General features: G+C 67.5%; 21 protein-coding genes. 19 read left to right on the top strand and 2 right to left on the bottom strand.

The window, feature by feature from the left end; translation table 11 throughout:
• Positions 1-8: 8 nt before the first annotated feature.
• From SROT_RS11450 to map, 6 genes are all read left to right on the top strand, one after another.
• Positions 9-926, top strand: a complete 918-nt coding sequence (locus tag SROT_RS11450; RefSeq protein WP_013139188.1) for an ABC transporter substrate-binding protein — start codon at positions 9-11, stop codon at positions 924-926.
• A 149-nt stretch (positions 927-1,075) separates the two neighbouring features.
• Positions 1,076-2,191, top strand: a complete 1,116-nt coding sequence (gene dxr / locus SROT_RS11445) for a 1-deoxy-D-xylulose-5-phosphate reductoisomerase (protein WP_013139187.1) — start codon at positions 1,076-1,078, stop codon at positions 2,189-2,191.
• 23 nt (positions 2,192-2,214) lie between these two features.
• Positions 2,215-3,483 (top strand): M50 family metallopeptidase, encoded by a 1,269-nt coding sequence (locus SROT_RS11440; RefSeq protein ID WP_013139186.1) that lies wholly within the window; start codon positions 2,215-2,217, stop codon positions 3,481-3,483.
• A 35-nt stretch (positions 3,484-3,518) separates the two neighbouring features.
• Positions 3,519-4,667, top strand: a complete 1,149-nt coding sequence (gene ispG / locus SROT_RS11435; protein ID WP_013139185.1) for a flavodoxin-dependent (E)-4-hydroxy-3-methylbut-2-enyl-diphosphate synthase — start codon at positions 3,519-3,521, stop codon at positions 4,665-4,667.
• A 125-nt stretch (positions 4,668-4,792) separates the two neighbouring features.
• The gene (locus tag SROT_RS11430) at positions 4,793-6,577 is read left to right on the top strand and encodes a penicillin-binding transpeptidase domain-containing protein (RefSeq protein WP_013139184.1); all 1,785 of its coding nucleotides are present in this window, start codon (positions 4,793-4,795) and stop codon (positions 6,575-6,577) included.
• 290 nt (positions 6,578-6,867) lie between these two features.
• Positions 6,868-7,743: a type I methionyl aminopeptidase gene (gene map / locus SROT_RS11425; protein ID WP_013139183.1), complete on the top strand. Its 876-nt coding sequence runs from the start codon at positions 6,868-6,870 to the stop codon at positions 7,741-7,743.
• Between the two features lie 50 nt (positions 7,744-7,793).
• Here the strand turns inward: map and SROT_RS11420 are convergent, their stop codons facing one another.
• Entirely contained in the window at positions 7,794-8,678 is an 885-nt protein-coding gene (locus SROT_RS11420; protein ID WP_013139182.1) for a RecB family exonuclease, read from the bottom strand.
• A gap of 206 nt (positions 8,679-8,884) precedes the next feature.
• Between SROT_RS11420 and SROT_RS11415 the strand changes: the two genes are divergently transcribed.
• The 13 genes from SROT_RS11415 (at position 8,885) to gcvP (ending at position 21,769) form a co-directional block, all read left to right on the top strand.
• Positions 8,885-9,172 carry a hypothetical protein gene (locus tag SROT_RS11415; RefSeq protein ID WP_013139181.1) on the top strand — a complete coding sequence of 96 codons (288 nt, stop codon included), beginning with the start codon at positions 8,885-8,887 and terminating at the stop codon, positions 9,170-9,172.
• 4 nt (positions 9,173-9,176) lie between these two features.
• Entirely contained in the window at positions 9,177-9,446 is a 270-nt protein-coding gene (locus SROT_RS11410; protein WP_013139180.1) for a hypothetical protein, read from the top strand.
• A 41-nt stretch (positions 9,447-9,487) separates the two neighbouring features.
• On the top strand, positions 9,488-10,372 hold the full coding sequence (locus tag SROT_RS11405; protein ID WP_013139179.1) for a tRNA (adenine-N1)-methyltransferase: 885 nt from the start codon (positions 9,488-9,490) through the stop codon (positions 10,370-10,372).
• 60 nt (positions 10,373-10,432) lie between these two features.
• Positions 10,433-10,771 carry a hypothetical protein gene (locus tag SROT_RS11400; RefSeq protein WP_013139178.1) on the top strand — a complete coding sequence of 113 codons (339 nt, stop codon included), beginning with the start codon at positions 10,433-10,435 and terminating at the stop codon, positions 10,769-10,771.
• Between the two features lie 185 nt (positions 10,772-10,956).
• The gene (gene arc / locus SROT_RS11395) at positions 10,957-12,702 is read left to right on the top strand and encodes a proteasome ATPase (RefSeq protein ID WP_013139177.1); all 1,746 of its coding nucleotides are present in this window, start codon (positions 10,957-10,959) and stop codon (positions 12,700-12,702) included.
• Positions 12,703-12,785: 83 nt separating this feature from the next.
• A complete protein-coding gene (locus SROT_RS11390; RefSeq protein WP_013139176.1) occupies positions 12,786-13,244 on the top strand; it encodes an OsmC family protein in 459 nt (152 codons plus the stop codon).
• A gap of 64 nt (positions 13,245-13,308) precedes the next feature.
• Positions 13,309-15,597, top strand: a complete 2,289-nt coding sequence (secA2, locus tag SROT_RS11385; RefSeq protein ID WP_013139175.1) for an accessory Sec system translocase SecA2 — start codon at positions 13,309-13,311, stop codon at positions 15,595-15,597.
• 12 nt (positions 15,598-15,609) lie between these two features.
• Positions 15,610-16,272, top strand: coding sequence for a CDP-alcohol phosphatidyltransferase family protein (locus tag SROT_RS11380; RefSeq protein WP_013139174.1), 663 nt, complete (start codon positions 15,610-15,612; stop codon positions 16,270-16,272).
• Entirely contained in the window at positions 16,269-16,691 is a 423-nt protein-coding gene (gene gcvH / locus SROT_RS11375) for a glycine cleavage system protein GcvH (RefSeq protein ID WP_013139173.1), read from the top strand. The genes SROT_RS11380 and gcvH overlap by 4 nt, the downstream gene beginning before the upstream one ends.
• Positions 16,692-16,815: 124 nt before the next feature.
• Positions 16,816-17,295: an oxoglutarate dehydrogenase inhibitor Odhl gene (gene odhI / locus SROT_RS11370; protein ID WP_013139172.1), complete on the top strand. Its 480-nt coding sequence runs from the start codon at positions 16,816-16,818 to the stop codon at positions 17,293-17,295.
• 178 nt (positions 17,296-17,473) lie between these two features.
• A complete protein-coding gene (locus tag SROT_RS11365; RefSeq protein ID WP_013139171.1) occupies positions 17,474-17,998 on the top strand; it encodes a bifunctional nuclease family protein in 525 nt (174 codons plus the stop codon).
• Positions 17,999-18,182: 184 nt separating this feature from the next.
• Complete coding sequence (locus SROT_RS11360; RefSeq protein WP_013139170.1) at positions 18,183-18,821, top strand: MerR family transcriptional regulator; 639 nt, start codon at positions 18,183-18,185, stop codon at positions 18,819-18,821.
• A gap of 92 nt (positions 18,822-18,913) precedes the next feature.
• Positions 18,914-21,769 (top strand): aminomethyl-transferring glycine dehydrogenase, encoded by a 2,856-nt coding sequence (gene gcvP / locus SROT_RS11355; protein ID WP_013139169.1) that lies wholly within the window; start codon positions 18,914-18,916, stop codon positions 21,767-21,769.
• A 111-nt stretch (positions 21,770-21,880) separates the two neighbouring features.
• On the opposite strand, the gene SROT_RS11350 is transcribed toward gcvP, so the two are convergent.
• Positions 21,881-23,140, bottom strand: a complete 1,260-nt coding sequence (locus tag SROT_RS11350) for an outer membrane protein assembly factor BamB family protein (RefSeq protein ID WP_013139168.1) — start codon at positions 23,138-23,140, stop codon at positions 21,881-21,883.
• Positions 23,141-23,154 lie beyond the last annotated feature (14 nt).

Below are 23,154 nucleotides of genomic sequence, written 5' to 3'. Positions count from 1 at the left end.
TGGGTGTTATGAAACCGCGTTCAAAAGTCCTCTCGCGAGGGGGGCGAGCTCTCGGAGCGGGCGTTTCGGCGATTGTGCTCGCGTTGGCCGGGTGTTCGCTCCCGATGCCGGACAACACCAACGATTCGGGGGTGTTGTTCCCGTACTTCGACCGGGACAACTGCGGTGTGACGGTGAAATACGACCTCGCCCCGATCCGGGCCGCGACGCTCACCCCTGGCGCGACGGACCTGCTCGGCGCGCTCGGGGTGTCGAACAGGGTGGTCGCCAGCGGCCTTGGCCCCGACTTCGCCCGCATCCGCGCCACGAACTCGGATTTCGTCTACTCCGGGACCATGTCGGGGATGACCGGCCAAGTGCCGGACCAAGATCCTGTTGCGGGCGGGGTCGCGCTGCGCGACGGACTCCAACGCTACGACCACCCGACCCATGTCAGCGTCCTGTACTGCCCCGGCCATCTGCAGAACCTCGACACGGTCTACCTCGAAGCGACCATTGTCGGCGACATCTTCGGCGTGCCGGAAGCCGCCGCGAAGCTGGTGGACGACTGGCGCGGCGAGTTCAACCGCTTGACCGAACGAATGCGGGGCCTTCGCAGGCCGAATGTGGCCATCGTGGACGCGCGGGGCGGGCAGCCCAAGCTCGCCGGGCCGGGGTCCTTGGCGCAGACCCTGGTGACCTTCGCCGGCGGCGCGAACGTCGCCACCGGCTCAGGGCAATGGCTCGCCTCGGACTGGGCGGCGATCAAAGACGCACAACCAGATCTGGTCGTGTTGGTGGACGGCTCGCAAGTCCCGGCCGATCCGTCGCTCGCCAAGAAGGTCACACGACTGAACGGCTTGGACGACGGCCTTTTCGAGGCAGGTCCCAAAGTCCCCGAGGTCGCGCAACGGTTGGCCGCGATATTGCATCCGGACAAGTTCTAGCCGCTCGCGCGATGCCGGGGCGGACGCGGAGCGCGGCCCCCGGACGGGAGGAACCGGCTCGTGGCGCCGCCAGTGTGCTGCCCTGTCCACGCCGCGGCGTCCCGGCTGGACGCGCGCCTGGCCGCGCGGCGGCGTCCTAAGCTAGCCCGATGACCACCCGTGTGCTTATTTTGGGCTCGACCGGCTCGATCGGCGTCCAGGCGCTCGATGTGATCTCCCGCAACCGGGACAGGTTCGAAGTGGTCGGCCTCGCCGCCGGGGGAGCGCGGGCGGAGCTGCTCGCGCAACAGGCCGCCGCGTTCGGGGTCTCGCGGACGGCGGCCGGAGCCCGAGGACAAGACGCCGTGCTGGACCTGATCCGAGAATCCGGAGCCGATGTGGTGCTCAACGCCATGGTCGGCGCAGTGGGCCTCGTCCCGACGGTCGAAGCCCTCAAGACAGGGGCTGTGGTGGCGCTCGCGAACAAAGAGTCGCTGATCGCGGGCGGCCCGGTGGTGACGGAGCTGGCGAAGCCCGGGCAGTTGGCCCCGGTGGACTCCGAGCATTGCGCCCTCGCCCAGTGTTTGCGCTCCGGGGCTGGGCAGGAAGTGGCGAGCCTCGTGCTCACCGCGTCGGGCGGCCCGTTCCGGGGCTACACCCGTGACCGGCTGGACGCGGTCACACCCGAACAGGCGGGCAAGCATCCCACCTGGTCTATGGGGCCGATGAACACGCTCAACTCCGCGACCTTGGTGAACAAGGGCTTGGAGCTCCTGGAGGCCCACTATCTCTTCGGCGTGCGGTGCGACCAGATCGAGGTGACTGTCCACCCGCAGTCCGTCGTGCATTCCATGGTGACGTTCATCGACGGCTCCACAATCGCCCAGGCGAGCCCGCCGGACATGCGGCTGCCCATCGCTTTGGCGCTCGCCTGGCCCGAGCGGCTTGCGGAAGTGATCCGGCCTGTGGATTTCACGAAAGCCCACACCTGGACGTTCGAGCCGTTGGACGGCCTGGTGTTCCCCGCCGTGCGGCTCGCGAGGGAGGCAGGCAAGGGCGGCGGATCGCTGCCCGCCGTCTACAACGCGGCGAACGAGGAGGCGGCAGCCGCGTTCCTCGCGGGAAAGATCCGGTTCCCGCAGATCGCGGAGGTCATCGAGGAGGCCCTTGCGCGAGGATCGCAATGGGCCGCGCGGCCGAGTACCCTGGAAGAGGCGCTCGAAGCGGACACATGGGCTCGGGCCGCCGCTCAAGACGTTCTCGCCAAAAATATTTCCACACAATAAGGTTTCCACAGAAGCAAGGAGTCGTGCCCGCGTTGTTCATCTTTGGAGTGGCGCTCTTCGCGCTGGGCATTCTGCTGTCCGTGGCGTGGCACGAGTGCGGGCACATGTGGGCCGCGCTGGCCGCGGGGATGAAGGTGCGCCGTTACTTCGTCGGCTTCGGCCCCAAGATCTGGTCGGTCAAGCGCGGCGACACGGAATACGGCCTCAAGGCCATTCCGGCAGGAGGTTTCTGCGACATCGCCGGTATGACGACGATGGACGAGCTCGCCCCGGACGAGGAAGACCGCGCGATGTGGAAGCAGAAGCCGTGGAAACGGGTCTTCGTCCTCGCCGCCGGTCCTGCGATGAACTTCATCCTGGGCGCCGCCCTGCTGTATGTGGTGGCGCTCGGGTGGGGACTGCCGGGCATGTCCCACGTCGCGGGCGTCGTCGTGCCCAGGCTGGGGTGCGTCCCCCCCGCGCAGCTCGCCGAGGAGCAGTTCGCCCCGTGCGCCGGCGAAGGCCCGGCGCAGCGCGCGGGCATGCGAGCGGGCGATGTCATCACCGCTGTGAACGGCGTGCCTGTCTCGACTTCGGGCGCGGCGACGAAGGCCATCGCGGCCTCGCCCGGCCCGGTGCGCTTCGATGTGCTCCGCGGCGGGCAGAAGCTTTCGTTCGAGGTGACCCCCCAACGGGTCCAGTGGTTCGACGTCGATCCCGCCACGGGCGCGTACAAGTACGACCCGGCCACCCACAAGCCGCTCGTGCGGGAGACGGGCAAGGTGGGCGTGAGCGTCGCGCCCGCCGACTCGATCATCACGCGCTACAACCCTGTGACCGCCGTCCCGGCGACGTTCGAGTTCACTGGCGTCGTGCTCGGAAAAACGTGGGACGGCGTCTTGCAGATCCCCTCCAAGGCCGGGGCGCTGGTGCGTTCGCTCGGCGGCGGGGAGCGCGATCCGCAGACGCCGATGAGCGTGGTCGGCGCGAGCCGCATCGGCGGGGAGCTCGCCGAGCACGCCGACCAAGGCGGGTGGCCGACCTTCGTGCTGTTGTTGGCCAGCTTGAACTTCGTGCTCGGCATGGTGAACCTGTTGCCGCTCGTGCCGTTCGACGGCGGGCACATCGCGGTGATCGGCTATGAGAAGGCCCGCGACACGCTGCGTCGGCTGCGGGGCAGAGCCGCGGGCGGGCCGGTCGATTACCTCAAGCTCGCCCCGGCGACGTACGCGGTGCTCGCGATCGTCGGCGTGTACATGGTGCTTGTTTTGGCCGCGGACGTGGTGAACCCGATCCGCCTGTTCCAGAGGTGAGCGCCGAGGCGGCGTGGGCGGACTAGACTGTCCCTATGACTTCCGTCGAACTCGGGATGCCGGCCCCGCCCGCGCAGGTGCTCGCCCCGCGCAGGCAGACACGGCAGCTCAAGCTCGGCCCGGTCGGCGTCGGCAGCGACCACCCGGTTTCCGTGCAGTCGATGACCACGACCAAGACCCACGACGTGAACGCGACCTTGCAGCAGATCGCGGAACTCACCGCCGCCGGATGCGATTTGGTGCGCGTGGCCTGCCCTCGCCAAGAGGACGCCGACGCGCTGGCCGCCATCGCGAAGAAGAGCCAGATCCCCGTGATCGCGGACATCCATTTCCAGCCCCGGTACATCTTCGCGGCCATTGACGCCGGTTGCGCCGGAGTGCGGGTGAACCCTGGCAACATCAAAGAGTTCGACGGGCGCGTGAAAGAGGTGGCGCAGGCCGCCGCCGCGGCGAACACCCCGATCCGCATCGGGGTGAACGCGGGGTCGTTGGATCCGCGGCTGCTCGCCAAATACGGCAAAGCCACCCCGGAGGCGCTTGTGGAGTCGGCGTTGTGGGAAGCGGGGCTCTTCGCCGAACACGGGTTTTTCGACCTCAAGATCTCGGTCAAGCACAACGACCCCGTCACCATGGTCCGCGCCTACGAGCTTTTAGCGGAGCAGTGCGACTATCCGCTGCACCTCGGCGTCACCGAGGCCGGTCCTGCCTTCCAAGGAACGATCAAATCCGCTGTGGCTTTCGGCGTGCTGCTGGGCAAGGGCATCGGCGACACCATCCGCGTCTCGCTTTCCGCCCCCCCGGTGGAGGAGGTCAAGGTGGGCCAGCAGATTTTGCAGTCGCTCGGCCTGAAAGAACGCACGTTGGAGATCGTCTCCTGCCCGAGCTGCGGTCGCGCGCAAGTGGACGTGTACACCCTCGCCGAGCAGGTCACCGCAGGTCTTGAGGGGATCGAAGTGCCGTTGCGCGTCGCTGTGATGGGCTGCGTCGTCAACGGCCCCGGCGAAGCCCGCGAAGCGGATCTGGGCGTTGCCTCCGGCAATGGCAGAGGGCAGATTTTCGTCAAAGGCGAAGTCATCAAGACGGTGCCCGAGCATCTCATCGTCGAGACTTTGATCGAAGAGGCGTTGCGCATCGCCGAGGAGTCCGGCCTTCAGAGCGGCGTGCCCGAAGTCACTGTCAGCTGACCTGCGGCCAGAGGCTCGAACTGCCGCGTCGCCAGCCTGAGCGGGCAGCTCTCGGTGCGCCTTCGGCGCGGAGGCCATAAAAATTCTTACCATCTGCGGGTATGCGCAGTTTTTTGTGTCGATCGATGCTGTTCGCGTTGGTGGTGCTCCTCCCTGCGGGCACGACGGCCTGCACGCCGAAGCCTGTTGGCCCGAACCCTGCCGCGCTCACCTTCCTCGGCTTGCTCGGCAAGCACAAAACACGCGAGGCGGCAGATCGGACCGACTTCCCCGCCCGGGCGTTCCGCGCCATGGAGCAGATGTGGGACGGACTGCAAGCGCAGGGGCTCACCGCCAGGATCGGCGACGCGCACATCAACGGTGACACCGCCAAGGTCGGCTACCACTACGAGTGGAGTTTGCCCAAGGGCCGGGTCTGGGCCTACGACGGCGCGTTGCGCCTCGGCAAGTTCCAGGGCGAATGGCGGGTGCTCTGGACGAACACGAATTTGCACCCCAAACTCGGGGACACGCAAACCGTCGCGTTGCGCTCCCTCACGCCGCCGCGGGCTTCCGTGATCGACAGTTCGGGCAACCAAGTCTTGGTCCCCGGCATGGTGACGCGGTTGGTGTTCACCCCGAAAGACGTGCGGTTGCCGGACACGACCGTTTCGGTGTCCAAACGTCTCGCCGACGCGCTCGGCGACCTCGTTCCCGGTCTCACCGGCCAGTCGCTCGCCGAGCAGGCGACCGCCGCGAACGGCTCGTTCGGGTTGATCGTGCTGCGGGCCGACCAGGTCGACGGGGTCCGCGACCGTCTGGGCAAGATCACCGGGGTCAGTTTCAACGAGGAGTACGACCTCGTGCCGACCGATTTGCATTTTGCCCCCAACCTGGTCGGGCAGGTGAAGAAGCAGGCGCTCGCCGAGGTGGACGGCAAGACGGGTTGGCGCGTGGTCACGGTGAACGCGGACGGCGTGGAGTTCGACGTGCTCCACGAAGCCCCGGCGCAACCGTCCCCAGCGATCACGCTGAGCTTGGACCGCCAGCTCCAAGACGCTGCGCAGCGCGCCGTCGACAGCCGAGGGCAGCAGGCCATGATGGTGGCGATACAGCCGTCCAGCGGCCGTATCCTCGCTGTGGCGCAGAACCGCGCGGCGGACGAAGAGGGGATGCTCGCGACCCAAGGGCAGTACCCGCCCGGCTCCACGTTCAAGATCATCACCGCGAGCGCCGCGATGCAACAGGGCGTCGCGACCCCAGAGTCCTACGTCGGATGCCCGGGCCGAGTGGACATCGGCACCCGAACCGTGCCGAACGAGAACGAGTTCAGCCTCGGCACGGTGCCGATGCGCACGGCGTTCGCGCACTCGTGCAACACCACGTTCGCCAAGCTCGCGAGCGAGATGTCGCCGGACGCGCTCACACAGGCCGCCGCATCCCTCGGCCTCGGCGAGGATTACCAGATTCCCGACCTGACGACGGTCTCTGGTTCGGTGCCGCAAGCGGACGACCTCACCGTCCGGACCGAGGACGGCTTCGGCCAAGGCAAGGTGACGGTCAGCCCCTTCGGCATGGCCGTGGTCGCCGCGACGGTCGCGCATGGTTCGCCGGTGACTCCGGTTTTCCGGCTCGACTCGCGCACGCAAGTGTCCGGGGACCGGCCTGCGTTGGGCGCGGATATTGTCGCGGGGCTTCGGCCGATGATGCGCCAAGTCGTCACCGCTGGGACCGCGACGCATATCGCTGATTGCGGCGAAGTGTACGGGAAGACCGGCGAGGCCGAGGTGGACGGCGGATCGCACGCCTGGTTCGTCGGATATCGCGGCGACGTCGCCTTCGCGACGTTGATCGTCCGGGGCGGCAGTTCGGAATCGGCGGTCGCGGTGACAAAACTGTTCCTCCAGAGCATCCCCGACAGCAACTCCTAGCCGAGCGCGCAGACCTCGTCCTGGCCTGTTGCGGCGCCCGTCGAAATTCTATGGAACCGAATCGGCCCGCCGTGCGTCTTATCCAACAGAGCCTCGCAAGGAGTTTTCCCAGCAGGCTCGACGCTCCGACTTCGTCGAGACGTGTTCGAGGGGTCGTCTCGACTCGGACGGCAGCTATGGGCTCGGGCGTTCTGCAGCAGGTGGTTTCAGAACCTCCGAGGCGTGTCTCCTCGTCGTGAGGGAGGCGAGGAGACACGCGTCCCCGCACGTGGGCTGGGTACACTCGTTGCATGACCACCGCTGCCCGCAAGCCTCTTCGACCTGGCAAACCGAGTCCGATCCTCACTGTGCCGGACACCATTGTCAAACCTGAGTACGCGTGGAAGCCCACTGCGAAAGAGGGCAGCGAGCCTTGGGTGCAGACCGAGGAGACCATCGCCGCGGTCCGGGTCGCGTCCAAGATCGCCGCAGGAGCGCTCGCGGCGGCGGGCGCGGCTGTTCGGCCGGGCATTCGCACCGACGAGCTCGACCGGATCGCGCACGAGTACATGGTGGACCACGGCGCGTACCCCTCGACCCTGGGCTACAAGTCGTTCCCGAAGTCGTCGTGCACGTCCCTCAACGAGGTGATCTGCCACGGCATTCCCGACTCGACCGTGGTCGAAGACGGCGACATCGTGAACATCGACGTCACTGCGTACATTGACGGGGCGCACGGGGACACCTGCGCGACATTCCTCGCTGGCGAGGTGAGCGAACAGGCCCGCCAACTGGTGGAAGTGGCGCGCGAAGCCAGGGATCGGGGCATCAGGGCGGTGCGGCCGGGCAGGCCCCTCAATGTGATCGGCCGTGTCATCGAGGCGTACGCGTCTCGGTTCGGCTTCACCACGGTTCGGGATTTCACTGGCCACGGCATCGGGACGACGTTCCACAACGGGCTGTCCGTTCTGCATTACGACGCGCCCCACGTCAGCACGATCATCGAGCCGGGCATGGTCTTCACCGTGGAGCCGATGATTAACGCGGGAGCGTTGGACTACGAGATCTGGCCGGACGGATGGACTGTGGTGACCAAAGACAAGAAGTGGTCGGCCCAGTTCGAGCACACGGTCCTCGTCACGCGCGACGGCGTCGAAGTCCTGACCGAATGGCCGCCGACCTCCTGAGCGCCGTCGGGCTCCTCATCCGCCCGCCGCCCGCGCTGCGCCAGCCGCCCTCAGCGCTCCAACAGCTCTGACTCCGCCAACAGCTCTGACACGAGGCCCGTGTCGGAGTCTTCGTCGGGCCAACCGGGGTACTCCGGCGGGGTGTTGCCGAACGCCGGGCATCGGCTCTGGTGCTCGCACCACTTGCACAACGGGCCTGGATTGGGCCGGAAGTCACCGGTTCGACCGGCCGTCTGAATCGCCCGCCAGATGGCGACCAAGGTGCGGCTGAACCGGTCGAGTTCGCCGGGGTCCGGCTCATAGGTGAGGGTGTCCCCGGACCCCAGGTACATCAGGCGCAGCTCTTGCGGCACAACGCCGCGCAGCTTCCACAGCGCCAAGGCGTAAAACTTCATCTGAAAGAGCGCCTTGGCCTCGTACGGGCCGCCCGGAGCGCGTCCGGTCTTGTAGTCCACCACGCGCAGCTCGCCGTCGGCGAGCTCGTCCACCCGGTCGACGAAACCGCGCAGGGGCACGTCCGGCTCCAGGTCGACCTCGACGCGAAGCTCGCAGGCGCTCGGCGTGACACGGGCGGGGTCCTCCAACGCGAAGTACATCGCCAACAAGGTTTTCGACTGCTCGAACAGTTGCGAGAGCCCGTGCTCGTCCAAGTCGAGCCGGTGGTCTTCGGGCATTTCTCCCGACACGCGCTGCCAGGACGGCGCGATGAGTTCGGCCGCCGCGTCCAATGTCCGGGACTCTGCGGGCAGCGCGAGGAGCTCTTCGAGCGCGGCGTGGACCAGCGTTCCCCGGACCATCGCCAAGGTCGGCGGTTGCGGGATGCGGTCGATCGCCCGCAACCGGTACAACAGCGGGCACTGGCGGAAGTCGCTCGCCCGCGAGGGGGAGAGCGCCAGTCGTCTGCCGGACAAGGAGCCGACGGCTGATTTCGTCATAGCTTGAGCCTAGCGAGGCGGTCTGACAACTCGCCGGCACGGCGGCGGCGGGCCGCGCCGCTGTGCCTTGAGTTTCTCGACTTGGCGTACTGGAATTCCGGATTCCCGGTGCTACAATCAGTCGTCCGCATGTGGGTGGCGCTCGAAACTGTTCTTTGGCTCTTTTTGTTTCGATTCCCGCCCTTCTCTACTCTTGGAGGAAGCTTGTGATCCGTGTTCTTCGTGGGTTGGGCGTGATCGCGGCAGTGACGGCGGGGCTCGGAGTCGCCAGCCAGATCGCCGCGCAGGCCGATCCGGAGGAAGGCGACGTCGCGATCCAGTGCGACGTCTGGGCGCAGCCGATGGGAGGATTCGGCAGGGGCGGAATACCGCAGCACGCGGGGACAGTCACCGGACATGGCCCCAACGAGGGCGCGGCCCGCGAGGACGCGGAGCGGCAGAAGTGGGGCCCCTACGGCAACATGCCCCACCTGCAGAACTGCCACCCGGTCTAAAGACATGGGCGCGGCGAGGCTCGTGGCGGCGCTGTCCGTTTTCGCAGCGGCTCTGGCTGCGCCCGCGGCCGTGACTGCGCAGGCTGACGAGCCGGACACGGTGGTCGTCCGCTGCGAGGTCTGGGGCCCTGGCGGCGAGGACAACACCCACCTGGTGGGCTACGCCCAGGGCTTGGGCGCGTCGCGATCCGAGGCGCAAGCCAACGCGGAACGCGACATGGCGTCCTCATACGGGCTCGGCGTGCGGCTTGGCCGCTGCCTGACGCCCTTCTGACGAGCCTTGGGGCCGATGGGGGCGCGCCCGCACGGCGTGCCATGATGGGCGCCGTGGATCAAGCGGACAAACCTTCTGGCCCGTTTCGCGAGGGCGAACGTGTGCAGCTCACCGACGCGAAGGCGCGCAAATACACCGTGGTGTTGCAGGCTGGCAAGACGTATCACACCCACCATGGGGCCATCGCCTGTGACGACCTGATCGGCTCGCCCGAGGGCAGCGTCGCGGTCGCCGCCTCCGGGGCTGAATACCTGGCCTTTCGCCCGTTGCTGGCGGATTACGTGCTTTCGATGCCGCGCGGCGCGGCGGTCGTCTACCCGAAGGACGCCGGGCAGATCGTCATGGAAGGCGACATTTTCCCCGGAGCCAGAGTCCTTGAGGCGGGCGTCGGCTCCGGCGCGCTGACGTGCTCGCTGCTGCGCGCGGTCGGGCAGTCCGGCGAAGTGATCTCGTACGAGATCCGCGAAGACCACGCCCAATTCGCCGTGCAGAACGTGGAGCGCTTTTTCGGCGGGCGCCCGGCCAACTGGAGCCTCGCCGTGGCCGACCTCGTCGAGTTCGACCCGCAGCGCGGCGGCCAGGTGGACCGGGTGGTGCTCGACATGCTCGCGGCCTGGGAGACCCTGGACGTGGTCGCCAAAGCGATCGTCCCCGGCGGCGTGCTGGTGGTGTACGTGGCGACCACGACGCAGATTTCCACTCTGGTCGAGGCCTTGCGCGCGCAGGGCCTGTGGACAGAGCCGAGAATATGGGAGAGCCTGGTGCGGGAATGGCAGGCGGTGGGGCTCGCGGTGCGTCCGTCGCACCAAATGCGCGGCCACACGGGATTCCTCGTCAGCGCGAGGCGGTTGGCGGACGGGGTCGTCGCGCCGAGGCCGCATCGGCGGGGGCGGCAACCAAACGCCGCAGCGCCAGAACTAGGGTAAACTCGCCCTCGGACAGGATGAGGACGCTTCAGTCAGGACGCTTCAGTCAGGAGGAGAGCCATGGCGCGCATGTCTTTGGGTCGCCGCTCTCTGGCGGCCGCCGTTCTTGCCGCCGCGCTCGGCTCCACGACGGTCGCCGCGTCTGCTGAAGGCAGCTGGTACGTCGTCTCCTGCGCCCGTTACGTCGAAGCCGGGGCCGCCCCCGACGGGCAGGCCCGTCGCGAGGGCACGGCGGTCGGCGTGGGCGAGACGGAGGAAGTGGCGCTCGAACAGGCGCAAGGGCAGGGGAATGGGATGAGCCATCACGTCGGCGAGCCGTGCGCGACGTACGGCCCGATGGGCCGGGCGGCTGCGATGTCGCTGAGCGGTGAACTCGAAGAGCACCGCGACGAGCCTTGAGCGCGCCGCGCGGCGGCTGCCCGTTCATCTTCGCTTTGCCGAACGTCCTCGTTGTGTCAATATGACGACTACCACACGGAAAGATCGCGTTGGCGCGTTGCCCGGCCCGGCGCCGCGCGCGATTCCCCGGTACGGTGGTAAGACCAACGCTGCAGAGCGACACGCCTGACAAGGGAGTGGTGAATATGAGCACCTCGGATCGCACGGAATACGACCCCTTTGAGGACTCTGGCGCGGGCCGCGGCCCGGGCGACCAGAACGACACGGGGCGCCCGTCCGGGCAGTCGGGCACGGGCGAAGCCACTGATCTGCGCGAGCGGATCGAAGGGCTCACCAAGCGCAACGCCAAACTCCTCGACACCCTTCGAGAGGCGCGGGCGCAGCTTGTCGCCCTTCGGGAAGAGGTGGACCGGCTCGGCCAGCCCCCCGGCGGCTACGGCGTGCTGCTCGCCGTCAACGAGGACAAAACCTTGGACGTGTTCACCTCTGGCCGCAAGATGCGTCTTGCCGTTTCGCCCAACGTCGACACCGCCCTGTTGCGCAAGGGCCAGACATTGCGCCTGAACGAGGCGCTCACCGTGGTGGCCGCTGAGCTTTTCGAGGCCGTCGGGGAGATTTCCAGTTTGCGCGAAGTGCTCGAAGACGGGCATCGGGCGCTCGTCGTGGGCCACGCGGACGAGGAGCGGGTCGTCTGGCTCGCCGATCCGCTCATCAACAAAGAGGACGAGGACTTCCGCCAGCTTCGCCCAGGCGATTCGCTGCTCGTGGACACCAAAGCCGGATACGCGTTCGAGCGAATCCCGAAGGCCGAGGTCGAAGACCTCGTGCTCGAAGAGGTTCCCGACGTGCAATACGAGGACATCGGCGGCCTCACCCGCCAGATCGAGCAGATCCGCGACGCGGTCGAGCTGCCGTTCCTGCACCGCGACCTGTTCCTGGAGTACTCCTTGCGGCCGCCGAAGGGCGTGCTGCTCTACGGTCCGCCGGGCTGCGGCAAAACGTTGATCGCCAAGGCTGTCGCCAACTCGCTCGCGAAGAAGATCGCCGAGGCCAAAGGCGAGGACTCGCGCGAGGCGAAGTCCTACTTCTTGAACATCAAGGGGCCGGAGCTGCTGAACAAGTTTGTCGGCGAGACCGAGCGCCACATCCGGTTGATCTTCCAGCGCGCTCGGGAGAAAGCTTCCGAGGGCACACCGGTCATTGTCTTCTTCGACGAGATGGACTCGATCTTCCGCACCCGTGGCTCCGGCGTCTCCTCCGACGTCGAGACCACGGTCGTGCCGCAGTTGCTCGCCGAGATCGACGGGGTGGAAGGCTTGGAGAACGTCATCGTCATCGGCGCCTCCAACCGGGAGGACATGATCGACCCCGCCATTCTGCGCCCCGGCCGCCTCGATGTGAAGATCAAGATCGAGCGCCCGGACGCGGAGGCCGCCGTGGACGTGTTCTCGAAGTACCTCGTGCCGGAGCTGCCGCTCAACGCCGACGACCTCGCCGAGTTCGGCGGGGATCGCAAGGCCTGCGTCGACGCGATGATCAGCCGTGTCGTGGAGCGCATGTACGCGCAGAACGAGGACAACCGTTTCCTGGAGGTCACCTACGCCAACGGCGACAAGGAGATCATGTACTTCAAGGACTTCAACTCGGGCGCGATGATCCAAAACGTTGTGGACCGGGCGAAGAAGTCCGCGATCAAGTCCGTGCTGGAGACCGGCAAGCCCGGATTGTCCGTCCAGCACCTGTTCGACGCCATCGTGCACGAGTTCGCTGAGAACGAGGACCTGCCCAACACCACGAACCCGGACGACTGGGCTCGGATCTCAGGCAAGAAGGGCGAGCGGATCGTGTACATCCGCACGCTGATCTCGAACAAACAGGGCAGCTCCGGGCGGGCCATCGACACCGAGAGCAACACCGGCCAGTACCTCTGACCGCGTTGCCCGGACCTGTGGCCGCGTTGCCGGTGCACGGCCGTTCCCGCTGCCAGCGCTCACGGCTCGGGTAGGCTGGCTCTATGGCCACGCACGAGTTCCAGACCAGGCTCGAATGGAGCGGTTCGACCGCAGGCGACTACCGGGAGTACTCGCGGTCCCACACGGCCGCCAACCCTCCTGCGCGCGCCGAACTGCGCCTGAGCTCCGCCCCGGAGTATGTGGGCGACGCCGGGTTGCTCAATCCGGAACAGCTTCTGGTCACAGCTGCGAGCTCGTGCCACATGCTCTCCTTCCTCGCGCTCGCGAACCGCAAGAAAATCGATGTGCGCGCCTACCAGGACGACGCGCTCGGCGAGATGCCGTCCGATGAGAAGCCGGTCCGGATCAGCCGGATCACGCTGCGGCCGGTCATCACCGTCGCGCCCGGCTCCGACCACGCGCTCGTGGTCGAGCTCGCGCATCGGGCGCACGACGTCTGTTTCATCGCGAACTCGCTGAATTCCGAGGTGCGCGTCGAGCCGAAGGTGCTGGAAGCCTAATTCCCAGGGGATGCGTTGTTCTGCGCCCAGGCGGCGCCCAGCCGCGAAGCGGTAGTGTGTCGGCATGAGCAAACTCGGCACCACACTCTGGAAGGCGCTCTCGTGGCAGGCCGGTCGGGAGCAAGGCCGCTCCGTGAACGCCGCGAAGTCGGCGGGCGAATACGAGGAATGGGCGGCGGAGCTTTCCGACGGGGACATCGCGAAAGAAGCGGCCGAGCTGGACGTGTTCGGCTCCACGCGGGACCAGCAGCGCTTCCTCGCTTTGGCCCGCGAGGCGGCGGACCGTTCGGTGCGTCTGCGCCCCTACGACGTGCAGTTGCAGGCCGTCTTGCGCCTTTTGGCCGGAGACGTGATCGAGATGGCCACCGGCGAGGGCAAAACCTTGGTCGGGGCCATCGCCGCCGCGGGCTACGCGCTCGCAGGCAGGCAGGTGCATGTGATCTCGGTGAACGACTACTTGGCCCGTCGCGACGCGGAGTGGATGGGGCCGCTGCTTTCGTTGCTCGGGGTCGAGCACGGCTGGCTGGACGAGGACACCACGCCGGAGCGGCGCCGTGAGGTGTACGCGAAGCCGGTGCTGTTCGCATCGGTCAACGAGATCGGGTTCGACGTGTTGCGCGATCATCTCGCGTATGCGGCCGACGAGCTCATCTCCCCGGCCCCCGACGTCGCCATTGTGGACGAGGTGGACTCGGTGCTTGTGGACGAGGCTCTTGTGCCGCTGGTCCTGGCGGGCGCCACCACCGCCGAGCGGCCCTCCGACGAGATCATGGCCGCGGTGGAAGGACTTCGTTCCGGATTCGACTACAGCGTGGACGCCGATGAGCGCAACGTCTTCCTCACCGAGCAGGGCGCGGCGAAGGTGGAAGAACGCCTCGGCGGCGTGGACCTGTACGGCGTGGAACATGTCGGGACGACGTTGGTGCAGGTCAATCTGGCTTTGCACGCCAGGGTCCTGCTCAAACGCGACGTCCACTACATCGTGCGCGACGGCAAGGTGGAGCTGGTGAACTCCGCACGGGGACGGGTGGCGAAACTCCAGCGTTGGCCGGACGGCCTGCAGGCCGCTGTGGAAGCCAAGGAGGGGTTGGAGCGCACAGATTCCGGCGAGGTCATCGACACGATCACCGTGCAGGCGTTGATCCGCAAATACTCGACGGTGAGCGGCATGACCGGGACCGCGCTCGCCGCGGGCGAGCAGTTCCGCCAGTTCTACGATCTGCGGATATCCCAGATTCCGCCGAACACGCCGAATATCCGGGTGGACGAGCCGGACCGGGTCTACGACACCGCCGCGCACAAGATCGCCGGAATTGTGGAGTTCGTGCGCGAGGTCCACGAGACCGGCCAGCCGGTCCTGATCGGCACCCATGACGTGAAAGAGTCCGAGGAGCTGGCCGCCCGGCTCGTGAAAGTCGGAATCAGGCCAGCGGTGCTCAATGCGAAGAACGACGCCCAAGAGGCCTCGATCATCGCCGAGGCTGGGGCGCGGGGGGCGGTGACCGTCTCGACGCAGATGGCTGGCCGAGGTGTGGACATTCGTCTGGGCGGGTCGCAGGAGCAAGGCCGCGATGAGGTCAAAGAGCTCGGCGGGCTGCTCGTGATCGGCACCGCGAGGCATGACACCGAGCGGTTGGACTTCCAGCTGCGAGGTCGCGCTGGCCGCCAGGGCGATCCGGGGCGGTCGGTGTTCTTCTCCAGTCTGGAAGACGCCGTGGTGACGCGCAACGCCAACGCGCCGAGGAACCCGTTCCCCCCCGACGACGACGGGCGGCTGACACAGGCCAAAGCGCTGGAGCTGGTCGAGCACGCGCAGCGGGTGGCGGAGGCGGCGCTGCTCCAGGTGCATGCCAGCACCTGGCAGTACAACCAGCTCGTCGATGTGCAGCGCGACATCGTCGGCGAACGCCGCCATGAGCTGCTGACGACCGAGCGCGCCTGGGAGGAGCTTTCCCAAGCCACGCCGAAGCGCGCCAAAGAACTCCGAGGCAAAGGCGTCGCGGAGCAGGCTCTTGTCGCGGCCGCGCGGCACATCATGCTCTACCACCTGGACAGGTGCTGGATCGAGCATCTCGCGTTCCTCGCGGACTTGCGCGAGAGCATCCACCTTCGGGCGCTCGGCAGGCTCAATCCGCTCGACGAGTTCCACCGCAGCGCGGTGGACGCGTTCAAACGCCTGGCAGAAGACGCCGTGGAGCGAGCCGAACGCAGTTTCGCGACCATCCAGATCACTGAAGACGGGGTCGATTTGCAGGGCGCGGGGCTCAAGCGCGCGCATTCGACGTGGACGTACATGGTGCACGACAATCCGCTCTCCGGCGACGGGCAATTGCTCCAGTCGCTCTTCGGCTGACCGGGAGGCCCTGTGGTCGAGCAGCCGTTGCCCGCGCCGCGGCGGGATGAGGAGCCCGGCGACGAAGAAACCCGCCCGCGGGCTGACGACGAGCTCAGTTCGAGGATCTTCACGGTCCCGAATCTGCTGAGCTTTCTCCGCCTCGCCGGGGTGCCGCTCTTGTGGTGGGCGCTTGCCGCGCGCCACGACTCCCTTGCGTTGCTCGTGCTGGTTGTGAGCGGCTTCACGGATTGGGCGGACGGCAAGCTCGCGCGTCTGCTCGACCAGTCCTCGAAGCTCGGGGCCTTGCTCGATCCCATTGTGGACCGGCTGTACCTGGTCGTGGTGGCGGTCGGTTTCGCCGCGCGCGGGCTCGTGCCGTGGCAGATCATCGCGGCCCTGGTTGCCAGGGATGCGCTGCTCACCGTTTCCGCCGCTGTGCTGCGACGGAAGGGCTATCGCCCCCTTGAGGTCCTCTACCTCGGCAAAGCAGCCACATTTGCGCTCATGTCCGCGTTCCCGTGCCTGCTTTTGGGGCAGCTCGACTCGCCGGTGCGGGTGCTGGCGTCGGCGCTCGGCTGGGCGCTACTAGGCTGGGGTGGCGCGATGTATCTTTGGACCGCCGTTCTTTACGGGTGGCAAACTGTGGCGACATTGCGCACAATGGACAAACCGTCCTCCGCCGCGGAGGCATGACACGATGGAGCGCCCACTTGACTGAGCACAGCACCCCGGCCGAGTTACGTTACGCGACAGATCACGAATGGGTTCAGGAACTGGGCGATCAGGTCGTTCGAATCGGCATCACTGACTTCGCGCAAGCACAGCTCGGCGATCTCGTGTACGTGAAACTGCCGGAGGTCGGCTCCGAGCTTTCCGTCTCCGACCCGCTCGCGGAGGTGGAGTCCACCAAGAGCGTCTCGGATGTTTTCGCTCCGGTGAGCGGCACTGTGACCAAGGTCAATGAGGCATTGGAAGGCGCCCCGGAGCTGGTGAACGCCCAGCCGTACGGGAGCGGCTGGCTCGTGGAGATCACCGCGTCGGACGCCGCCGCGCTCGCCGAGCAGCTCGGCGAGCTGCTCGACGCCGACGGCTACCGCGCGATCGCCGGTTGATTTCGGGCCACTGCGTTGCCGGGATATCCGGACTGGAATACTGTAGGCATGCTCGGCGTGCCGAGCGAGACGCATCAAGTCTGCGGCTGAGCGCAGGTGGTGTGCGAGTGACGAAGGAGCTATGGTGACCGACTACAACAGACCAGAGCAAGGCGGGAACGCCTCCGACGAGGAGCAGGTTTCTCCGTCGCGCACCGAGGTGCCGGTCGAGACCACGTCGTTGTTCCGCTCAGATCTGATCGGCGAGGTCGAACCCGGAGCCACGCCTTCCACGGAGACAGCGATCCCCGGCGTCGAAGGGCTGCCGGCGGGCGCCGCGCTGTTGGTCGTCAAACGCGGCCCCAACGCTGGCTCGCGTTTCCTTCTCGACCAGTCCACCACGTCGGCGGGCCGTCACCCCGACAGCGACATTTTCCTCGACGATGTGACCGTGTCCCGTCGTCACGCCGAATTCCGCCGCGCGGAGAACGGTTTCTCGGTCGTCGACGTCGGCAGCCTCAACGGCACCTATGTGAACCGCGAGCCCGTGGACTCCGCCTTGTTGTCCAACGGGGACGAGGTCCAGATCGGAAAGTTCCGCCTGGTTTTCGTCACCGGCTCGTAATTCCCAGGGACCTCGCGGACTCGTTCGCCTTGGTCTTCATCCACGCTGGCCCGCCAGTGGACAACGGCCCCGGCGGCGGCGAATCCGCCAGGATATTCTGAGCGAGTGTCGGCGCTTTCGCCTAGACTAGGGAGACGGACCACACAGTGGCCCGCCACGAATGCGGAGGTTGGCAACGATGAGCAAAATGCGGGTGGTGGGCATCCGGGTTGAGCAGCCGCAAAACGAGCCGGTGCTCTTTCTCAGGGAAGCCACCGGCGAGCGCTACCTGCCGATTTGGATCGGCCAAGCCGAGGCCGCCGCGATCGTCATCCATCAGCGCGGGACCCCTGTCTCACGCCCCCTGACCCATGATTTGCTCCGACAGGTCATCACCGCGCTCGGGCACGAACTCCGCGAAGTCCGGATCACAGACTTGCAGGAGGGGACGTTCTTCGCCGACCTGGTCTTCTCGGGCGGCGTGCACGTTTCGGCCCGGCCTTCGGACTCTGTGGCGCTCGCCATGAGGGCCGGGGTGCCCATCTACGCGGATGAGAAAGTCCTCGCCGAAGCGGGCCTCTTCCTCTCGGAAGAGGAAGTCGAAGTGGTCGAGGGCTCCAGCGCGGAGCCAGAGGCCGACGTTCCGGAAGAGGAGCTGGCCAAGTTCAAGGAGTTCCTCGACTCGGTGAGCCCCGGCGACTTCACCGCCCCCGAGGGGGAGTGACCGTGGGTGCTCTTCGGCGTGGGCCGGCAAGTCGCTCGGCGATTCTAAGAAAAAACTGTGAAATCACAGCGTTGTCACAGGTTGGTGCGGAGCTGGGGGCGCGGGCGTGGGCTGTTGACCCTTGGCGGCCCTCGCCCGTAACCTCGACCGGGCAATCAAGACGCACGATGGGAGATCATCGACGGTGAATGACCGGGTGAAGCCCGGTTCGACGAAGAACGCCGAACCGAGCAAAGAAGACAAGCCGACGAGTGAGGAACAGGGGCTTTTCCCCCTCGACTCGCTCGGGGCCGCCGAGCAGGCGGCGCCTGAGGAGTCGGTGGACGTGGAGCTCCTCGGCTACCGTGCTCCGGTGGCCAGCGAGGTCGCTGGCATCACATACCGCCAGCTCGACTACTGGGCGCGCACAGGAATCGTCGTCCCTTCCGTGCGCGGCGCGGTCGGGTCGGGCAGCCAGCGGCTGTACTCCTTCAAAGACATCTTGGTCCTCAAGATCGTCAAGCGCCTCCTCGACACGGGCGTCTCCTTGCAGAACGTGCGCCTCGCCGTCGACCACCTGCATCAGCGCGGCGTCAAAGAGCTTTCTGACGTGACGCTCTTCTCCGACGGAGTCGGCGTCTACGAGTGCACCTCGGGCGAAGAAGTGGTGGACCTGCTCCGCGGCGGCCAAGGCGTGTTCGGGATCGCGGTGGGCGGCGCCATGCGCGAGCTCTCCGGCGCGGTCGTCGGCATGCAGTCGTTCCGTGTGGACCTTGAAGACCCCGAGCCCAGCGTCGAAGACGAGCTCACCGCGCGACGCAAGTCAAAGGCCCGCGTGAGCTAAAAGCCCCGCTGTTCTCTTGCAGGGCAGCCGAGGCTTGGACGGCGCGGTAGAGTAAAGGGTCTCATTCTTCGACCCTTTGGAAGGCTGCGTATATGTGCTCAGCAACGGAGCGAGTGTTCGCCGACCGGCATATCGGACCAAACGAGGCTGAGCTGGCGAAGATGCTCACCGAGCTTGGTGTGGAGAGTTTGGAGGCGCTCGCCGCGCGTGCCGTGCCAGGCTCTATCCTCGACTCCCAGCCTGGATACGGCCTTGAGCCGGGCGCCGCGTTCAAGTTCCCCTGGGGCCAATCCGAGCACGAGGTGCTCGAACAGCTGGCCGAGCTGGCCGGTCAGAACACGACCGCGGTCTCGATGATCGGCCTGGGCTATTACGACACCATCACGCCCACGGTGCTGCGCCGCTCGCTGATCGAGAACCCCGCGTGGTACACGGCGTACACCCCGTATCAGCCGGAGATCAGCCAAGGCAGGCTCGAGGCGCTGCTCAACTTCCAAACCATGGTGAGCGATTTGAGCGGTCAGGAAATCGCCAACGCGTCCATGCTGGACGAGGCGACGGCCGCCGCCGAGGCGATGACCCTCTTGCGCCGGGCCAGCAAGAACAAGTCCGACCGCATCGTCGTCGACGCGGACCTTTTCCCGCAGACGCGCGCCGTCCTGGAAACACGCGCCGAACCGCTGGGAATCGAGCTGGTCGAAGCCGACCTCGCGTTGGGCGAGGAAGGCCTGCCCCCTGGTGATTTCTTCGGCGTGGTGCTCCAGCAATTCGGCGCCAGCGGGAAACGCTTGCCCGTCAAAGAGATCGTCGCCGCCGCGCATGGGCGTGAGGCGCTGGTGGCCGTGGGGACGGATCTTCTCGCCGCCACCCTCGTCACACCGCCGGGCGAGCTCGGCGCGGAGGTCTGTTACGGCTCGGCCCAGCGCTTCGGGGTGCCGCTCGGCTTCGGCGGCCCGCACGCCGGGTTCCTCGCCACGAAGCAGGCCCACGCGCGCCAGCTGCCCGGGCGTCTCGTCGGCGTTTCCACGGACGCGGACGGCCATGCCGCGTACCGGCTTGCGCTGCAAACCCGAGAGCAGCACATCCGCCGGGAGAGGGCGACCAGCAACATCTGCACCGCGCAGGTGCTCCTCGCGGTGCTCGCTGCTATGTACGCGAGCTATCACGGCCCGGACGGGCTCAAGGCCATCGCGCGCCGTGCGCACGGGCACGCCGCGGCGATCGCCGCGGCCCTCGGCGAGGCCTTGGTGCACGACACCTTCTTCGACACCGTCCTCGCGCGCGTGCCGGGGCAGGCGGCAGCCGTCGTCGCCGCGGCGAAGCTGGGCGGCGTGAACCTTCGGCTCGTCGACGCGGACCACGTCGCCGTGTCCTGCGACGAGGCGACCACTGACGACCACGTCGCGACGGTGCTCCAAGCGTTCGGCCTCGTCGCCGCCGAACCGCGCGCACAAGCCGAGATCGCAGACCGGACCTCCCCGTACCTCGCGCATCCTTCGTTCAACCGCTACCACAGCGAGACGGCGATGCTGCGCTACCTGCGCGAGCTTTCGGACAAAGACATCGCGCTCGACCGCTCGATGATCCCGCTCGGCTCCTGCACGATGAAGCTCAACGCCGCCGCGGAGATGGAGCCGATCAGCTACGCGGGCTTCGCCCGGATCCACCCCTTCGCCCCCGAGACGGACACCGTCGGCTACCGCAAGATGATCAAGGGCTTGGAGGCCGAGCTCGCGTTCATCACCGGCTACCACAGCGTGAGCCTGCAACCCAACGCGGGCAGCCAGGGCGAGCTCGCCGGACTGCTCGCGATCCGCGCGTACCACCGCAGCAGGGGCGACGAGCACCGCGATGTGTGCCTCATCCCGTCCAGCGCGCACGGCACCAATGCTGCTTCCGCCGTGATGGCTGGCATGCGGGTCGTGGTCGTCGGCTGCCGGGAGAACGGCGACATCGACCTCGACGACTTGCGGGCCAAGCTCGCGTCCCACGGCGACAAGCTCGCCGCCATCATGATCACGTACCCTTCCACCCACGGCGTCTACGAGGCCGCGGTCACGGAGCTGTGCGGCCTCGTGCACGACGCGGGCGGCCAGGTGTACATCGACGGGGCGAACCTCAACGCCCTGGTCGGCCTTGCCAGGCCCGGCCACTTCGGCGGCGACGTGAGCCATTTGAACCTGCACAAGACCTTCTGCATTCCGCACGGCGGCGGCGGACCCGGCGTCGGCCCGGTCGCGGTCGGCGAGCACCTCGCCCCGTTCCTGCCCGGCCATCCGCTGCGCGACGGCCTCGGCGGCGGCGGCCCGGTTTCCGCAGCGCCGTTCGGCTCGGCTTCGATTCTGCCGATCAGCTGGGCTTACATCCAGCTCATGGGCTTCAGCGGCCTACGGCGGGCGACATTGACGGCAATAGCGTCGGCGAACTACCTCGCGCGCAAGCTCGACCAGCACTTCCCGGTCCTGTTCACCGGCGCGGGGGGCTTCGTCGCCCACGAATGCATCCTGGACCTGCGCCAGATCACCAAAGAGACCGGTGTGACCGCCGAGGACGTGGCCAAGCGCCTCGCCGACTACGGTTTCCACGCCCCCACGCTGTCCTTCCCGGTGTCTGGGACGCTCATGGTGGAGCCGACGGAGAGCGAGAGCCTGGAGGAGCTCGACGCCTTCGTGGCCGCGATGGTGGCGATCAAAGGCGAGATCGACCAAGTCGCCAAGGGCGTGTGGTCGGCGGAGGACAGCCCGTTGCGCGGCGCCCCGCACACCGCGCGGGCGGTCACGGCGGACTCGTGGGACCGCAAGTACTCGCGCCAGGTCGCCGCGTACCCGAAGATCGCTTCCGCCTCCCCGAGGCCGAAGGTGTGGCCGGGAGCCGCCCGCATCGACGGCGTCGCGGGCGACCGCAACCTGGTGTGCGCCTGCCCGCCGGTCGAGTCGTACGCGGAGTGACCTCTTCGGGGCCGCGCGGCCCCGAAGGTGAGCGCACGCCCTGCGTTGGCGTGCGCGCGCCCAGCCAGAGGGCCGCTTCCCGCCCGGTTCCTTACCCGGCTGGAAAAAATGTCACCGCTCGCCCAATGCCACGAGTTGTCCGCCCTGCGCGAAGACGAGTTGTCCGCCCGGCGCGACGGAGATCCCTGCCGACGGGGCGGGCGGCAGGCCGGGCAGTTCGGTCGTCTCGCGGGTCGCGCCCGTCTCGGCGTCGAAACGCACCAGCGCTGAGCCTTTGCCGTCGGCGGACACGACCAAGACGAGGCCGTCGTGCTCTGCGGTCAGGGTGGCAGGCGAGAGGCAGCGCAGGTCGTCTCGCCGCCACAGCTGCCCTGTGCCCGTGTACGCGGCGAGCGGGGCCGCGGCGGAGCCTGCGCCAATGACCACAGTCCCGTTCGGAGCGGCGGCCAGCACGCTCGTGCCGGCCGCCCCGGTCGGCGTGCGCCACAGTTGCGTCCCGTCGCTCAGCCGGTGCGCGGAGAGCACGCCTGCGGCGTCGATGGCGATCGCAGCGCTGCCGTCCGCGGTGATCGCCGGCATGCCCAGCGGGCCGGGATGCGCCGCCGGAGCCCGCCAGTCCACTCGCAGGGTTTTGTCCGCCGCGTTGTATCGCATGCCGACGAGCTGCGCGGCAGGGGCTCCGGGCGGCCAGAAGCTGAACACGAAGCGGCCTGAGCCGGGGTCGTACGCTGGCTGGGAGGCGACGGGGCACTGCGGGCCTCGGCTTGCGCAGTCCGCGAGGCCGTGCGCGGCGTCCGCCCGGTCCGCGACCGGGACGAGTTCCACCGGCGGGCTGACGATCTGGCCGTTGATCGAGTTCACGACTTCGATCTGCCCGAGATGGGTGACGACGAGCAGATTCCCGTCCGAGGTGAGCGCGGAGCCGATCGGCGTGCCCAGGACCGGGTCGCTCCACTTCACCGAGTCGTTTTGCGCGAAAGCCGCGATAAGCCCCGCCTGCCCGAGGTAGACGGTGTCGAATTGGTCCACCAGGGGCGTGGACAGCTCCACGCCGAAAAAGCGGCGCAGGCACCAGCGTTTGCGCCCGGCTTCGATGTCGAAGGAGAACGTGTTGCAGCCTGATTCCGTGCGCGCGGCGACCCCGACGAACCCTCGGGAGGAAACGGACGGCTGGGCGTAGACCTGCCCGAGCAGCGGCCGGGTCCAGAGGACGGCGAGCTTGCGCGGAGGCTCTTGGTCGGTGCGCCCCGAGTTGTGGCTGTCCCCTCGGGCTGCCGGCCAGCCCGCAGAGTAACCCCGGCGCACCCATGCGTCGTCCTGGCATGCGGCCAACCCGGCCACGAGCAATAGCAAGACGAGGATCCGGCGCATCGGAGAAAGCCTAC

Origin of the sequence: Segniliparus rotundus DSM 44985 (assembly GCF_000092825.1) — a bacterium.
GTDB classification, from domain to species: domain Bacteria; phylum Actinomycetota; class Actinomycetes; order Mycobacteriales; family Mycobacteriaceae; genus Segniliparus; species Segniliparus rotundus.
This window is presented reverse-complemented; position numbering and strand designations above follow the sequence as displayed.